The organism is Mycobacterium sp. UM_WGJ (assembly GCF_000455125.1).
Classification (GTDB): Bacteria; Actinomycetota; Actinomycetes; order Mycobacteriales; family Mycobacteriaceae; genus Mycobacterium.
The window spans coordinates 1-15,012 of the sequence record NZ_AUWR01000008.1; the positions used below are offsets into that span (position 1 = coordinate 1).

Genomic DNA, 15,012 nt, shown 5'->3' on the forward strand with positions numbered 1-15,012 from the left:
CGGCGGCAACGGTGCTGCTGTCGGGCTGTGGCGGCCACCCGCCGGCGGAGCCGGTGGCCGAGATCCCGGTGACCTCGACGACGGCGGTTCCCGGCCCGGTTCCGTCGGCGGCCCTGCCGGCTCCCGAGGCGCTGACCGATGTGCTGTACCGGCTGTCGGACCCCGAGGTGCCCGGCGCGGACAAGCTGGCACTGGTCGAGGGCGCCAAACCCGCCGACGCCGCGACCATCGACAAGTTCGCCACCGCCCTCAAAGACGGCGGCTATCTGCCGCTGAGCCTCGACGCCGCCGCTCTCGGCTGGTCCGACCGCAACCCGGGCAACGTGACCGCGGACGTCACGGTGACCACGGCCGATCCCGCCACCGGCACGTTCTTCTTCCCGATGGAGTTCACTCCCCAGCACGGCGACTGGCAGCTGTCGCAGGACACCGCCAAGACCCTGCTGGCGTTCGGCAACGCCCGGACCGGCAAAACAGAGCCGGCGGCGCCGCCGACACCCTGAGTCTCACCCCACAGCGACACCGGCAGGGGCCGCAAAAACCAGTCGAAACCGGCGCGGCGAACCCGCGATAAACCGCTCACAACCGGCGCATACTCCGAGAATGCCCATCGAGCAACGGCTGATCGTCAGCGTCGTTGACGAGACACCGGATTCCATACCGATCATCACGTATCAGCGTGACGATCACTCGTGTAGCGGGGCGTGGTCACGCCCGAAGGTGCCAGCGCTGGTCTTCGCCGACAACTCCCACGACGGGTCGGCGGTGGCCTATCACCACGGCGTACTCGGCGGCGCACAGACGCCGGTACAGCTGGTGTTCTGGGGTGCCTGGTGGAACGGCGCGGGTTCGGCTCAGCGCGGTCTGATCGAGTCCCGCACGCAGGCCCTCTTGGCGAGCCGCTATTTCAGTGAGCTGGCGCAGTACTACATCGCCGGCGCCCCGACCTGGCGAGGCTCGGTCACCGTGCTCTCCCCCGCTCCGCCGCTGGGTGCCGTGGATTCCACCACGACAATGCGCCGGGTACTGGGGCTGATCGAGGACAGCATCGACGACGGCGTGTTCCCCGATCCCGACGACGGCCCGCGACTCGCCTTCATTGTCCTGATGCCCCAGGGCTTTACGGTGGCCGGCGGCGCCGTCGCGGGCGCGCATTCGACGGACTACACGTTCGATTTCCCGTTCGACACCGATCGCTACTGGGCGGGCTGGGTGCGCTACTTCGACCCGGCGACCGAGGATATCGAGCTGACGATGTCGACTCTGGGCCACGAGCTGGTGGAGATCCTGACCGACCCCGAGGCGGACGGCTGGCGACGGGAACCGCTGGACGGCAACTGCGAGATCTGCGACTGGAGCGATTCGACAGTCAGCGGCCGAACGGTACGGCAGCGCGCCTGGGTCAACGATGTGCGAGTGCAGTCGTACTGGTCGATCCGGCACGGGGCCACCATCATCCCGATCGACGACGACTACGGCGCGCAACTCGAGGCCAAGGTGACCGAGACCGGCCGGCGCGAGGTGTCGCGAGGAACCCTGACGACCGACCCCGCCGTCCGCCGTGCCTGCGCGACCATCCCGGCGTGCTGCATCGCCGACAACCACTACGAGTACGTGTTGTACTCGGTGTCCGAGACCGCTCGGATCCGGCTGGTGTGGACTCGGTATCGCACCCCGCGCGCAAGCTGGAGCATTCGGGGAATCGCCGTATCCGGTTCGGGCACTGTGCAAGTGACGCTCCCGGTGGACGGCTACACCGGCGAGAATCCGGTGACGTCGGTGCGGCGGGTGCGAGTGGACTACACCGCGAGCGACACCGTGCTGGATCTGACGGTGAACGATCCCGGCGGCAACTTCGATCTAGCGGTCAGCTGCACCGTGACCGATGCCTCGATCGCGGGGAACGTGGCGACGAACGTGATCGCCGCTCCCAGCATCGTCGTCGGCTTCGTCGGAGCCAACCTAGTCGCCGACGCGAATTACCTTGCCGCGCTGAGCCGCTGCTACAAGGCGATGCTGGACAAATACAAGGTCCAGTACCAGCCGATGGGACGACCGGGCCCGGGCGACCCGATCAAGTACGACCCGACGGTGCTCAACACCGGACTACCGGCGTACGCCGGCCTGACCGGACACCAGCAGCTTCAGGAGACCGGCAAGCTGATCCGCGCCGCGGCCTATCTGCTCGACACCGACGACGCCTACGCCTTTGTCGGACATCTTGTCCGGTCACAGCCGGCACTGGTGCGCGCCCTGCAAACCCGCACCGAGACCGATGTGGTGGCCTCGCTGCTGACGACGACGTCCTGAGCCGCTACGGCCGACCCCGTTTGCGCCCCAGCCGGGTGGGGGTGACGGTGTCCGGCGCCAGCCGGCGAGCGCAGACCAGGAACGCGGTGTGGCCACGCATCGCGTGCTGGGGCCGCACCGCCAAGCCGACGACGTTCCAGCCGCGCTGCATGGTCTCCCAGGACCGCGGCTCGGTCCAGCACTGCTGCTCGCGCAGCGCCTCGTTCACCTGGGACAACTGAGTGACCGTGGCGACGTAGATCACCAGCACCCCACCGGGAACCAGTACTCGCGACACGGTGCCCAGCACCTCCCACGGCGCCAGCATGTCCAGCACCACCCGATCGATCGAGCCGTCGGGCAGGTCGCAGTCGGCCACATCGCCCATCACCAGCTGCCAGTTGTCGGGCTGACGCCCGAGGAAGGTCTCGACGTTGGCGCGGGCATGCACGGCGTGATCGTCACGCAGCTCGTAGGAGATCACCTTGCCCTCGGGCCCGACCGCTCGCAGCAGTGACAGCGTCAGGGCCCCCGATCCGGCGCCGGCCTCGAGCACCCGCGCCCCGGGGAAGATGTCGCCCTCGTGGATGATCTGCGCGGAGTCCTTGGGATAGATGACCTGGGCTCCGCGCGGCATCGACATCACGTAGTCGACCAGCAGTGGGCGCAGCACCAGGAAAGGGTCGCCGTTGGCCGACTTGACCACGCTGCCGTCGGGCAGCCCGATCACCTCGTCGTGTGGGATGGCCCCGCGGTGGGTGTGGAAGTCACCGCCGGGGACCAGCACCGTGGTGTAGCGACGCCCCTTCGCGTCGGTGAACTGGGCCCGATCGCCCGCCTGAAAAATCCCGGATTCGGACACAGCCGTCCACCCTACGCAGCGTGTGCGAGCGGCGTTGTCGGTGCATGCCCGTAGGGTTCGCAAGTATGAGCAAGCCTGCGTTATCCCCGTCGCGGGCGGCCGACTTCAAACAGTGCCCGTTGCTGTACCGATTCCGGGCCATTGACCGGCTCCCGGAGCCGCCGTCGGCTGCGCAACTGCGTGGTTCGGTGGTCCACGGCGCCCTGGAGCGGCTCTACGCGCTGCCGGCAGCTCAGCGCGATCCCGAGACTGCCCGGGAGCTGGTGACACCGGCCTGGGAGCAGCTGATCAGCACCTCCCCGGAGGTGGGCTCGGGGCTGGACGCCGAGCAGCTCATCGCCGAGGCACGCAGGCTGCTGGCCGGCTACTACCGGCTGGAGGATCCCCGCCGATTCGACCCGCAGAGCTGTGAGCAGCGAATCGAGGTCGAGCTGGCCGACGGCACCCTGTTGCGCGGCTTCGTCGACCGCATCGATGTCTCGGCGACCGGAGAGCTGCGGGTGGTCGACTACAAGACCGGCCGCGCGCCGTCGGCTAGCGGGCGGCTGTCCGAGGCCGCCGAGTCGAAGGCGCTGTTCCAGATGAAGTTCTACGCGGTGGCCCTGCTGCGGTCCCGCGGCGTGATGCCCGCACGGCTGCGGCTGATCTATCTGGCCGACCGGCAGCTGCTGGACTACTCCCCCGATCACGACGAGTTGCTGCGTTTCGAGAAAACTCTGATCGCCATCTGGCAGGCCATCCAAACCGCCGGGGCCACAGGCGATTTCCGCCCGCAGCCGTCACGACTGTGTGACTGGTGCGCGCACCGCGCGCTGTGCCCGGCATTCGGGGGAACCCCGCCGCCCTACCCCGGCTGGCCGGCCGACAGTGCGGCATGACCGGCAGCTATTACCGGCGCGCGGCCGGGTCCGGCAGCACCGACCACGTGGTCTATGAATCCACCGACCTGACCCGCAGCAACTGGGGCCGGCTACAGCACGGGTCTCCACCGCTGGCGCTGCTCACCCGCGAGATCGAGCGACTGCTCGACGGATCGGATCAGCGGATCGCCCGACTGAGCCTGGACATCCTGGGGGCGATACCGGTGGCCCCGGTGCGGGTTTCGGCCCGGACGCAGCGGCCCGGCCGGCGGATCGCGCTGCTGGAAGCGCAGATGTTCACCCGCGACGACGACCGGCCGGTGGCGCGGCTGAGCGCCTGGACACTGGCCACCTCCGACACCACCGCGGTGTCCTGCGACCGGTATGCGCCACTGGTCAGCGGGCCGTCGCTGCCGCCGCCGGAGTGGTTCGCCCAGGCCAGCGGTTACGCCCAGTCGGTGCGCTGGCGAGTCCAGCCGGATGCGCCCGACGGCTCCGCGGTGGCCTGGCTGAGTCCGCAGGTCCACCTGGTGGACAGCGAGCCGACCACCGCCCTGCAGCGGCTGGCGATGGTGGTCGACTCCGCGAACGGTGTCGGTGCCGCCCTGGATGTCGACGAGTACATGTTCATGAACACCGACACCGTCGTGCACCTGCACCGGCTGCCGACCGGAGCGGATTTCGGACTGCGCGCCCGTGCCTCGATCGGCCCCGACGGGGTGGGCGTCACCACCGCCGAGTTGTTCGACGCCGACGGATTCATCGGCACGTCTGCGCAGGCGTTGCTGGTGCAGCGACGCTGAAAGGGCTCAGACCACCGCGGTCAGCGCGGCGATCGCGAAACCGCCCAGCACCGCAATGGCGTCCTCCGCCAGCGCGATCGGCAGATCGCGGCCGCCGTTGGCGGCGACCAGGCGCTGGCGTACCCGGAAACCGACCAGGGTGCCGATCACCGCACCGATGATGCCCGCGCCGAGCGCCGTCCAGGTGTAGTTCCAGGCCGTGCCGAGCACCGCACCGGCGAACCCGCCCAGCACGATCCGCGCGCCGAACTGCATCGGCACGGTACGCGCCGGTGTACTGGGCAGTTGGTCGGTGACGAGTTCACCGACCGCCAGCAAAGTCAAAACGGTGACGGTCACCGGATGGCTCAGCCACTCGACCCACGTCCCGTTCAGGTTGATCCACTGCAGGGCGGCCGCCCAAGCCATGACTGCCGGCGCGGTAAACGCGCGCAGTCCGGCAACGGCACCGATGAAAAGCGCGAGCACCAGCACGATGAAATGCGTCACCATTACCTCCCGGGCCAGTCGAGTCGATCACCGGACGCTAACACGGCAAAGGCTCAGCTACCGGGACTGCTCAAAATCGGCAGAATCTGATGTCCGAGGCGAGGATGGCCTTCGCACCGATCGCGGCCAACTGGTCCATGATCGCGTTGACCTCGCGCCGCGGCACCAGAGCGCGTACCGCGGCCCAGTCGGGGTCGGCCAGCGGAGCGATCGTCGGCGACTCCAGGCCCGGGGTGATCGCGACGGCCTGTTCGAGCACCGCACGCGGACAGTCGTAGTCGAGCATCAGGTACTGCTGACCGAACACCACGCCCTGCACCCGGGCGGCCAGTTGGTCGCGGGCGGCAGCAGTCTCGGCACTGCGGCCGTTGGCCTGCGCGCCTTCGATCAACACCGCTTCGGAATCGCACAGCGACTCCCCGAAAGCCACCAGACCGTGCTGGCGAAGGGTGCGCCCGGAGCCCACCACGTCGGCGATCGCGTCCGCCACCCCGAGTTGGATGGAGATCTCCACCGCTCCGTCGAGCCGGATGACGGTGGCCTCGATGCCCCTGGCCGCCAGGTCCTTGCGGACCAGGTTCGGGTAGGCGGTGGCGATGCGCTGGCCGGCCAGGTCCGCCGCAACCCAGTCCCGCCCGGCCGGAGCGGCGTAACGGAACCGCGAGTAGCCGAAACCCAGGGCCAACCGCTCGGCCACCGGCGCCCCCGACTCGGCCGCCAGATCCCGTCCGGTGATCCCGAAGTCGAGTTCACCGGACCCGACGTAGATGGCGATGTCCTTGGGCCGCAGGAAGAAGAACTCGACCTTGTTGGCCGGATCGATGACGGTCAGATCCTTGGCGTCGGCGCGGCTGCGGTAGCCGGCCTCCGACAGCATTGCCGCGGCAGCCTCACTGAGCGCCCCCTTGTTGGGCACCGCAACACGCAACATGCTCACAGCTTCCCGTAGACGTCGGACAGCGTCAGCCCGCGCGAGATCATCAGCACCTGGGTCCAATACAGCAGCTGGCTGATCTCCTCGGCCAGATCTTCATCGGACTGGTGTTCGGCGGCCAGCCACACCTCGCCGGCCTCCTCCAGGATCTTCTTGCCGATCGTGTGTACACCGGCGTCCAGCGCCGCCACGGTGCCGCTGCCGGCCGGCCGGGTCGCGGCACGCTCACCGAGCTCGGCGAACAGTTCCTCGAAGGTCTTCACGAGCAGGGATTGTTTCATGCGGCATCAGGACGGGTCACGCCGGTTTCCGGCGGCAACCGCTTGCGAGTCGGCCAGCTGGGCGCAGATTTCGTGCAGGTCGCTCAGCCCGAGCCCGGTCAGGGACCGCACCTGGTGGCGCCGGGCGCCGGCCGGCACCGGCAGCGCATTGGGCACCACCAGCACCGCGCATCCGGCCGCCTCGGCCGCGGCGGCACCCGTCGGCGAGTCCTCCACCGCCAGACACCAGCGCGGATCGGTGTCCAGCAGCTCGGCGGCACGCAGGTAGGGATCCGGGGCCGGTTTGCCCGCGGGCACCTCGTCACCACAGACCACCGCCGCGAAGTAATGCCGGCCGATGCTGCCCAGCGCCCGCTCGGCCAGCATCCGCGGGGTGTTGGTCACCAGGGCGGTCGGCATCCCCGCGCCGGCCAGCTCGTCGAGCAGCTCCCGGGCGCCGTCGCACCAGGGCAGGCCCGCATCGAACAGCTCACCGGTGAAGTCATGCAACCAGCGCGCCGAGGCCGCCATGGCCGCCGGATCGAGCGGCAGCCCTAGGTCGTGGTACACGATCCGCATGGTGTCCTCGGCGCACCCGCCGACCGTGGACGCCCGGACTTCCGGGGTCAGCACCCCGCCCAGGCGGTCGTAGAGCGCGTCCATCGCCACGTCCCACAACTTCTCGGAATCGACCAGGGTGCCGTCCATGTCGCACAGCACCGCGCGCAGCACCAGGGCTCAGTCCTCCGGGTTGTAGCCGAGGTTGGCGGCCAGCCAGCGCTCGGCTTCGACCAAGGTCCAGCCCTTGCGCTTCGCATAGTCGGCGACCTGGTCCTGGGCCAGCCGGCCGATCACAAAGTACTGCGACTGCGGGTGCGAGAAGTACAAGCCGCTGACGGCGGCACCGGGCCACATCGCCATCGACTCGGTCAGCTCGATGCGGGTCCGCTCGTGGACGTCCATCAGCTTCCAGATCGTCGCCTTCTCGGTGTGCTCCGGGCAGGCCGGGTAGCCCGGGGCAGGGCGGATGCCCTGGTACTTCTCGGCGATCAGTGCCTCGTTGTCCAACTGCTCATCCGGCTGGAATCCCCAGAACTCCTTGCGAACCCGCTGGTGCATCCGTTCCGCGAAAGCCTCCGCCAGCCGGTCGGCGACCGACTCCAGCAGGATCGCGCTGTAGTCGTCGAGATCTGCCTTGAACTCCGCGATCTTCTCGCCGCTGCCGAGTCCCGCGGTGACGGCGAAGGCGCCGATGTAGTCCGCCAGGCCCGTTTCTTTGGGGGCGATGTAGTCGCCGAGGCTCCGGTTCGGGATGCCGGCCCGGTGCTCACCCTGCTGGCGCAGGTTGTGAAACGTGGTCAGCACCTCGGTACGGGTGTCGTCGATGTAGACCTCGACGTCGTCACCGACCGCGTTCGCCGGGAAAAAGCCGATCACCGCGTTGGCCGTCAGCCACTTCTCCGCGATCAGGGTGTCGAGCATCTGCTGGGCGTCGTTGTACAGCTTGCGGGCAGCCTCGCCCGAAGCCGGATTGTTGAGGATGTCGGGGAAGCGCCCCTTCATCTCCCAGGCGTTGAAAAACGGCTGCCAGTCGATGAACTCGCGCAACTCAGCGAGGTCGTAGTCCAGAAACTCCCGCACGCCGAGACCCTGAACCGGCACCGGCGGTGTGTATCCGTCCCACTCGATCGGCGTGCGGTTCGCACGGGCCTTCTCCAGCGGCACCATGGGCCGCTCGTTCTTCTGCGCGTGGCGTTCCCGCAGGGACGCGTAGTCGGCCGCGGTCGACTCCAGCAGCGCCGGCCGCTGCTTGTCGTCGAGCAGCGCGGCCGCGACCGGAACGGAACGCGAGGCATCCTTGACCCAGACCACCGGACCGCTGCGGCGCGGCGCAATCTTCACGGCGGTGTGGGCACGCGAGGTGGTCGCGCCGCCGATCAGCAGGGGGATCTCGAGGCCTTCGCGCTCCATCTCGGCGGCGAAGCCGGCCATCTCCTCCAGCGACGGGGTGATCAGGCCGGAGAGGCCGACGATGTCGGCGTTGTATTCCTTGGCCGCAGCCAGGATCTTCTCGGCGGGCACCATCACACCGAGGTCGACCACGGTGTAGTTGTTGCACTGCAGCACCACCCCGACGATGTTCTTGCCGATGTCGTGGACGTCGCCCTTCACCGTCGCCATCACGATGGTGCCGTTGGTGTGCTCGGCTTCACCGGGCTGCTTCTCCGCCTCGATGTACGGCAGCAGGTAGGCCACGGCCTTCTTCATCACCCGGGCCGACTTCACCACCTGGGGCAGGAACATCTTGCCCGCGCCGAAAAGGTCACCGACCACGTTCATGCCGTCCATCAGCGGGCCCTCGATCACCTCGATGGGGCGACCGCCCCCGGCGGCGATCTCGGCCCGCAGCTCCTCGGTGTCGGTCTCGACGTCGGCGTCGATGCCCTTGACCAGGGCGTGCGTGATCCGCTCGCGCACCGGCAAGGATCGCCATTCGGCCGCCGCGGGATCTTCCGCCTTCTCCGCGGAGTTGAACCGTTCGGCGATCTCCAACAGCCGCTCGGCGGCATCGGGACGCCGGTTCAGCACGACATCCTCGATCCGTTCCCGCAACTCGGCGTCGATCGAGTCATAAGGCACCAGGGCGCCGGCGTTCACGATGCCCATGTCCAGACCGGCCTTGATGGCGTGGAACAGGAACACCGCGTGGATCGCTTCGCGGACCGGGTTGTTGCCCCGGAACGAGAACGACACGTTCGAGATGCCGCCGGAGATATGCACCCCGGGAAGGTTCTCCTTGATCCAGGCGCAGGCCTCGATGAAGTCGATCCCGTAGGTCGCGTGCTCCTCGATACCGGTGGCCAGCGCGAAGCAGTTCGGGTCGAAGATGATGTCCTCGGCCGGGAAGCCGACCTGTTCGGTCAGGATCCGGTACGCGCGTCCGCAGATCTCCTTGCGGCGCTCCAGGTTGTCGGCCTGCCCCTGCTCGTCGAAGGCCATCACCACCACGGCGGCACCGAATTTGCGGCACAGCCGGGCCTCGCGGATGAACTTCTCCTCGCCCTCCTTCATGGAGATCGAGTTGACGATCGGCTTGCCCTGCACGTTCTTCAGGCCCGCCTCGATGACCTCCCACTTGGAGGAGTCGATCATCACCGGCACCCGACTGATGTCCGGCTCGGACGCGATCAGTTTGGTGAACCGGTCCATCGCGGCGACGCCGTCGATCATGCCTTCGTCCATGTTGATGTCGATGACCTGCGCACCGACCTCGACCTGCTGCAGCGCGACCGACAGCGCGGTGTCGTAGTCCTCGGCCTTGATCAGGTTGCGGAACCGGGCGGAGCCGGTGATGTTGGTGCGTTCACCGATGTTGACGAACAGCGAGTCGTCGGTGATGTTGAGCGGTTCGAGGCCCGCCAGCCGGGTGGCGATCGGGATCTCCGGCAGCTCACGCGGCGGCTTGCCCTCGACGACCTTGGCGATCTCGGCGATGTGCGCCGGCGCTGTGCCGCAGCAACCGCCGACCAGGTTGACCAGTCCGGCGTCGGCGAAGTCCGCGATGTAGGAGGCCTGAGCCTCCGGCGACTCGTCGTACTCGCCAAATGCGTTGGGCAGGCCGGCGTTCGGGTAGCAGGAGATGTAGGTGTCCGCGATGCGTGACATCTCGGCGATGTAGGGCCGCATCTCCGGGGCACCCAACGCGCAGTTGAGGCCCACCGCGATCGGCTTCGCGTGCCGGATCGAATTCCAGAACGCCTCGGTGACCTGGCCCGACAACGTGCGCCCGGAGGCATCGGTGATGGTGCCGGAGATGATGACCGGCCAGCGGCGACCGCGCTCCTCGAACAGCGTCTCGACGGCGAACACCGCGGCCTTGGAGTTCAGCGAGTCGAAGATCGTCTCGATGAGCAGGATGTCCGCGCCGCCGTCGACCAGGCCGTTGGCGGCCTCGAGGTAGGCGGCGACCAGCTGGTCGTAGGAGATGTTGCGGGCGCCGGGGTCGTTGACGTCTGGTGAGATCGACGCCGTCCGCGTCGTCGGCCCGAGCGTGCCGGCCACGTAGCGGGGCTTCTCCGCAGTGCTGAACTCGTCGGCCGCCTTGCGGGCCAGCGCGGCGCCGGCGTAGTTCAGCTCATAACTGAAGTCCGCCATGTCGTAGTCCGCCAGCGAGACCGCGTTCGCGTTGAACGTGTTGGTCTCCAGGATGTCGGCGCCCGCCTCCAGGTACTCGCGGTGGATGCCCTCGATGATCTGCGGTTGCGTCAGGGTGAGCAGGTCGTTGTTGCCTTGCAGCGCGGTAGGCCACTCGGTGAAGCGGTCGCCGCGATAACCGGCCTCGTCCGGGCGGTCCCGCTGAATGGCCGTGCCCATCGCACCGTCGATCACCATGATCCGCCGGCTCAGCGCAGCCTTGAGTTCGTCGGTGCAGTCAGGCCGGATGTTGGGCGCGAAGGTTTCGGCCTCGGGCGCGGTCATGCGGGCTCCTTCCGTGACGGAAGGCGTCCTTAACTCTGTCGAGCGTGGCGGCCACCGGCAGAGACCGGCGAACCGTTGCAACGCCTCTCGACGGGGGAAAGTCTACGTGGTCGCCCGGGGTCGAGACGAATGCCCCGATGAACAAGCCGACTCCGCGGGTCCGGTGCGGCCCGTGATCAATGCCCAGGCCTTACCCTGGCCTTGTGACCCGACCGGATGACGGCCCCGCGCTTTCCGAACTGCACGACACCATCGTGGTGGCTGCGTTCGAGGGCTGGAATGACGCCGGTGACGCCGCCAGCGATGCGGTGCAGCATCTCAACAACATCTGGGAAGCCAAGCTGATCGCCGAGATCGACGACGAGGCCTACTACGACTACCAGGTGAATCGGCCGGTGATTCGCCAGCTCGACGGCGTCACCCGGGAGCTGGTCTGGCCGTCGATGCGCATTTCGCATTGCCGGCCGCCGGGCAGCGACCGCGACATCGTGCTGATGCACGGCGTCGAGCCGAACATGCGCTGGCGGTCGTTCTGCGCCGAGCTGCTGGCGGTGATCGAAGAACTCAACGTCGACACCGTGGTGATCCTGGGCGCGCTGCTGGCCGACACGCCCCACACCCGCCCGGTGCCGGTGTCCGGCGCCGCGTACTCGGCGGAGTCAGCCACCCGATTCGGGCTGACCGAGACCCGCTACGAGGGGCCCACCGGGATCACCGGGGTGTTCCAGGACGCCTGCGTGGCGGCCGGCATTCCGGCGGTCACCTTCTGGGCGGCCGTACCGCACTACGTCTCACAACCACCCAACCCCAAGGCCACGGTCGCGCTGCTGCGCCGCGTCGAGGACGCCCTGGACATCGAGGTGCCACTGGGCGACCTGCCGGCCCAAGCCGAGGAGTGGGAGCTGGCGGTCACCGAGATGGCCAGCGAGGACGACGAGATCGCCGACTACGTGACCTCTTTGGAGGAACGCGGCGACGCCGAGGTCGACATGACCGAGGCGTTGAACAAGATCGACGGCGACGCGCTGGCCGCCGAGTTCGAGCGCTACCTGCGGCGCCGGCGACGCTGAACCGCGGGTCTACTTCTCCATTTTCTCGTTGTAGGCACTGGTGGAGCGGCCCAGCGCGGCGACTTCGGCGTCCATCCGCGGCACGATGGTGGCGGCGCCCTTGATGAACGGGCCTTCCACCGGCCGCAGCGTCAGCACCGGCTTGATCCAGCGGAACACCCCCACCCAGCCCGGGCAGTAGACGCGGCGCCGACGGCCCTCGATGCCTGCGACGAAGGCGTCGACACACTTGTCGACCGAGGTAGTCTTGTTGAGCGGCCACGGCAGTTTGGACAGCATCTCGCCGAACGCCCCCAGATCGGCCTTGGTATCGCGAACCAAGGGTGTGTCAATCCAGGCCATGTGCGCCGATCCGACCTCAACGCCCTGGTAGGCGACCTCCTGGCGCAGCGCACTGGCGAAGTGCTCGACCCCGGCCTTGGCCACGTCGTAGGACGCCATCCCGGCCAGCGGACTGAACGCCGCCAGCGAGGACACCACCAGCACATAGCCGCGACGCTCGATGACCGACGGCAGCGCGGCCCGCACGGTGTTGAACACGCCCATCACGTCGACGTCGATCACCCGCTTGAACGTCTCGGGGTCCACGTTCAGCACCGACCCGTAGCTGGCGATGCCGGCATTGGCCACCACGGTGTCGATGCCGCCGAAACGCTCGGTGGCCTGCGTGACCACCGCCTGCATCGCGGCCAGATCCCGCACGTCGGCGACGGCGGTCAGCGCTCGGTCACCCAGATCCTCGGCCAGCGTGTTGAGGGCGGCCTCATCCAGGTCCGTCACCACCACAGAGGCGCCCTGGGAGTGCAGCCGGCGGGCCAGCTGCTCGCCAATACCGTGCGCGCCGCCGGTGATGAAAACGACTTGGGAGTGAATCGAAGACATGGGCTCAACCTACTCCCGCCGCGGGTGTCCTACAGCGCCACTCCCAGCAGCGCGTCGACCGCCGTGGCCACCAGCCGCGGTGCGTCGGCGTCATGGCCGCCGTACTCCAGCGCATCGGTAGCCCAGCCATCCAACGCGGCCAACGCCTGGACGGTGTCCAGGTCATCGGCCAGATAACGACGCACCCGGCCGATGACGTCATCGGCAGCCGGTCCGGCGGGCAGCGTCGTCGCGGTCCGCCAGCGGTTCAGCCTCGCCTCGGCAGCTACCAGGGTGGCGTCGTCCCAGAACCGGTCACTGCGGTAGTGCCCGGCCAGCAGCCCCAGCCGGATCGCGGCCGGATCGGTCCCCTGAGCGCGCAGCTTGGAGACCAGCACCAGGTTGCCGCGGCTCTTGGACATCTTGTGCCCGTCCCAGCCGATCATCCCGGCGTGCACATAGTGGCGGGCGAAACGGCGCTCCCCGGTAAGGGATTCGGCATGCGCGGCGGAGAACTCATGATGCGGGAAGACCAGATCGGAGCCGCCGCCCTGGATGTCGAGACCGGAGCCGATGCGGCTCAACGCGATCGCGGAACACTCGACATGCCACCCCGGCCGGCCGGCCCCGAACGGCGCGGGCCAACTGGGCTCACCCGGGCGGGCGGCGCGCCACAACAGGGCGTCGAGCGGGTCGGCCTTGCCGGCCCGATCCGGATCGCCGCCGCGCTCGGCGAACAGCTCCAGCATGGTGGCGCGGTCGAAACCGGATTCGTAACCGAACTGCTCGGTGGCGTCGGCGCGGAAGTAGACGTCGGGGTAATCGCCGTCGACGATGTAGGCCGATCCGGCGGCCAGCATCTTTTCGACCGACTCCACCACTTCGGCTATGGCCTCGGTGACCGCCACATAGTCGCGAGGCGGCAGCACCCGCAAGGCAGTCATGTCGGCGGCGAACAACTCCACCTGGCTGGCCGCCAACTCCTGCCACCGTACCCCGTCACGCTCGGCGCGCTCGAGCAGTGGGTCGTCGACGTCGGTGACGTTCTGCACGTAGTTCACCCGGTGTCCGGCGTCGAGCCAGAGCCGGTGAATCAGGTCGAAGACCAGATAGGTGGCGGCGTGGCCGAGGTGGGTGGCGTCATAAGGCGTGATGCCGCAGACGTACATGCTGGCCGTCGGGCCCGGCGACACCGGACGCACCTGGCGGTCGGCGGTGTCATAGAGGCGCAGCGCCGGGCCGCGCCCGGGCAGGACCGGAACGGCCGGCGCGGACCACGATTGCATGCCCACGACTGTAAGGCCCGCTCGCTATAGGACCGTCCGCCGCATGGCGTCCAACAGGATCGGCGCCACGTCGGGCCGGCACATCAGCAGGTCGGGCAGGTAGGGGTCGGGGCGGTTGTAGCGCAACGGCGACCCGTCGATCCGGGACGCGTGCAGCCCGGCCGCCAGCACCACACCGGCCGGGGCAGCCGAGTCCCACTCCCACTGCCCGCCGGCGTGCAGGTAGGCGTCCACGTCGCCGCGCACCACGGCCATCGCCTTGGCGCCCGCCGAACCCATCAGTACCGGCTCCACCGGCAACACCTCGCGGATGAGCCGGACCACCGCGGGCATTCGGGAAGCGCTGACCGCGACCCGAATGGGGTCCGGCGGTCCGGCAGGCGTGGCGGGCCGGGCGACGGTGTCGGTGCGGAAGACCACGTTGCTCCGGTTGTCGTAGGCCGGCAGTGACACCGCGGCGTCGGTGATGGTGCCAAACCCGTCCGGGCCGCCGCGCTGCCACAGCGCGATGTGCACGGCCCAGTCGTCGCGTCCGGGTGTGGTGAACTCGCGGGTGCCGTCGAGCGGGTCGACGATCCAGACCCGGTCCGACCGCAGCCGGGCCAGGTTGTCCGGGGATTCCTCGCTGAGCACCGCGTCCCCGGGGCGCGCGTCCCGCAGCCCGCGGAGGATCAGCTGGTTGGCCCGGCCGTCGCCGGTGTCGCCCAGATGCCACGGTTGGGCGAAGCCCACCTCGTCACGCACCGCCAGCAAGAGCTTTCCGGCCTCGACTGCCAGTTCGGCGGCCAGCGCCGCGTCGGTCAGCGTCACGAGTGGCAG

General features: G+C 68.6%; 14 protein-coding genes. 5 read left to right on the top strand and 9 right to left on the bottom strand.

The features are described 5' to 3' along the window. Together N416_RS23440 and N416_RS0101900 are read left to right on the top strand one after the other, a co-directional pair. Positions 1-503, top strand: a 503-nt coding sequence (locus N416_RS23440) for a hypothetical protein (RefSeq protein WP_024440444.1), incomplete at its 5' end; no start/stop codon positions are given. Between the two features lie 100 nt (positions 504-603). Next, positions 604-2,310 carry a hypothetical protein gene (locus N416_RS0101900; protein ID WP_024440445.1) on the top strand — a complete coding sequence of 569 codons (1,707 nt, stop codon included), beginning with the start codon at positions 604-606 and terminating at the stop codon, positions 2,308-2,310. Positions 2,311-2,314: 4 nt separating this feature from the next. Here N416_RS0101900 and N416_RS0101905 read toward each other — a convergent pair whose 3' ends face one another. Then, positions 2,315-3,151, bottom strand: a complete 837-nt coding sequence (locus N416_RS0101905) for a tRNA (adenine-N1)-methyltransferase (RefSeq protein ID WP_024440446.1) — start codon at positions 3,149-3,151, stop codon at positions 2,315-2,317. 44 nt (positions 3,152-3,195) lie between these two features. Here N416_RS0101905 and N416_RS0101910 point away from each other — a divergent pair, with 44 nt between their 5' ends. Both N416_RS0101910 and N416_RS0101915 read left to right on the top strand, forming a co-directional pair. Further along, entirely contained in the window at positions 3,196-4,029 is an 834-nt protein-coding gene (locus tag N416_RS0101910) for a RecB family exonuclease (protein ID WP_036457020.1), read from the top strand. Then, on the top strand, positions 4,026-4,814 hold the full coding sequence (locus N416_RS0101915) for a thioesterase family protein (RefSeq protein ID WP_024440448.1): 789 nt from the start codon (positions 4,026-4,028) through the stop codon (positions 4,812-4,814). Before N416_RS0101910 ends, N416_RS0101915 begins: the two co-directional genes overlap by 4 nt. Before the next feature lie 6 nt (positions 4,815-4,820). On the opposite strand, the gene N416_RS0101920 is transcribed toward N416_RS0101915, so the two are convergent. The 5 genes from N416_RS0101920 to metH form a co-directional block, all read right to left on the bottom strand. Further along, a complete protein-coding gene (locus N416_RS0101920; protein WP_024440449.1) occupies positions 4,821-5,303 on the bottom strand; it encodes a DUF4126 family protein in 483 nt (160 codons plus the stop codon). A gap of 70 nt (positions 5,304-5,373) precedes the next feature. Further along, positions 5,374-6,234, bottom strand: a complete 861-nt coding sequence (hisG, locus tag N416_RS0101925; protein WP_036457022.1) for an ATP phosphoribosyltransferase — start codon at positions 6,232-6,234, stop codon at positions 5,374-5,376. 2 nt (positions 6,235-6,236) lie between these two features. After that, on the bottom strand, positions 6,237-6,518 hold the full coding sequence (locus N416_RS0101930) for a phosphoribosyl-ATP diphosphatase (protein WP_024440451.1): 282 nt from the start codon (positions 6,516-6,518) through the stop codon (positions 6,237-6,239). 6 nt (positions 6,519-6,524) lie between these two features. After that, entirely contained in the window at positions 6,525-7,226 is a 702-nt protein-coding gene (locus tag N416_RS0101935) for an HAD family phosphatase (RefSeq protein ID WP_024440452.1), read from the bottom strand. Positions 7,227-7,235: 9 nt separating this feature from the next. Beyond that, positions 7,236-10,976 carry a methionine synthase gene (gene metH / locus N416_RS0101940; RefSeq protein ID WP_024440453.1) on the bottom strand — a complete coding sequence of 1,247 codons (3,741 nt, stop codon included), beginning with the start codon at positions 10,974-10,976 and terminating at the stop codon, positions 7,236-7,238. Between the two features lie 179 nt (positions 10,977-11,155). Between metH and N416_RS0101945 the strand changes: the two genes are divergently transcribed. Continuing rightward, positions 11,156-12,046 carry a PAC2 family protein gene (locus tag N416_RS0101945; protein ID WP_024440454.1) on the top strand — a complete coding sequence of 297 codons (891 nt, stop codon included), beginning with the start codon at positions 11,156-11,158 and terminating at the stop codon, positions 12,044-12,046. Between the two features lie 9 nt (positions 12,047-12,055). Here N416_RS0101945 and N416_RS0101950 read toward each other — a convergent pair whose 3' ends face one another. From N416_RS0101950 to N416_RS0101960, 3 genes are read right to left on the bottom strand one after another with little or no spacing between them, the layout of a single operon-like run. Continuing rightward, complete coding sequence (locus tag N416_RS0101950) at positions 12,056-12,928, bottom strand: SDR family oxidoreductase (RefSeq protein ID WP_024440455.1); 873 nt, start codon at positions 12,926-12,928, stop codon at positions 12,056-12,058. A gap of 29 nt (positions 12,929-12,957) precedes the next feature. Beyond that, positions 12,958-14,193: a cysteine--1-D-myo-inosityl 2-amino-2-deoxy-alpha-D-glucopyranoside ligase gene (mshC, locus tag N416_RS0101955; protein ID WP_024440456.1), complete on the bottom strand. Its 1,236-nt coding sequence runs from the start codon at positions 14,191-14,193 to the stop codon at positions 12,958-12,960. Between the two features lie 24 nt (positions 14,194-14,217). Further along, on the bottom strand, positions 14,218-15,003 hold the full coding sequence (locus N416_RS0101960; protein ID WP_024440457.1) for a 3'(2'),5'-bisphosphate nucleotidase CysQ: 786 nt from the start codon (positions 15,001-15,003) through the stop codon (positions 14,218-14,220). Positions 15,004-15,012 lie beyond the last annotated feature (9 nt).

Excerpts from the sequence above, each read along its gene's own strand:
- hisG (WP_036457022.1), bottom strand. The coding sequence starts at position 6,234 with ATGTTGCGTGTTGCGGTGCCCAACAAGGGGGCGCTCAGTGAGGCTGCC.
- N416_RS0101930 (WP_024440451.1), bottom strand. The coding sequence starts at position 6,518 with ATGAAACAATCCCTGCTCGTGAAGACCTTCGAGGAACTGTTCGCCGAG.
- N416_RS0101900 (WP_024440445.1), top strand. The coding sequence starts at position 604 with ATGCCCATCGAGCAACGGCTGATCGTCAGCGTCGTTGACGAGACACCG.
- metH (WP_024440453.1), bottom strand. The coding sequence starts at position 10,976 with ATGACCGCGCCCGAGGCCGAAACCTTCGCGCCCAACATCCGGCCTGAC.
- N416_RS0101915 (WP_024440448.1), top strand. The coding sequence starts at position 4,026 with ATGACCGGCAGCTATTACCGGCGCGCGGCCGGGTCCGGCAGCACCGAC.
- N416_RS0101910 (WP_036457020.1), top strand. The coding sequence starts at position 3,196 with ATGCCCGTAGGGTTCGCAAGTATGAGCAAGCCTGCGTTATCCCCGTCG.
- N416_RS0101945 (WP_024440454.1), top strand. The coding sequence starts at position 11,156 with ATGCCCAGGCCTTACCCTGGCCTTGTGACCCGACCGGATGACGGCCCC.
- mshC (WP_024440456.1), bottom strand. The coding sequence starts at position 14,193 with ATGCAATCGTGGTCCGCGCCGGCCGTTCCGGTCCTGCCCGGGCGCGGC.
- N416_RS0101950 (WP_024440455.1), bottom strand. The coding sequence starts at position 12,928 with ATGTCTTCGATTCACTCCCAAGTCGTTTTCATCACCGGCGGCGCGCAC.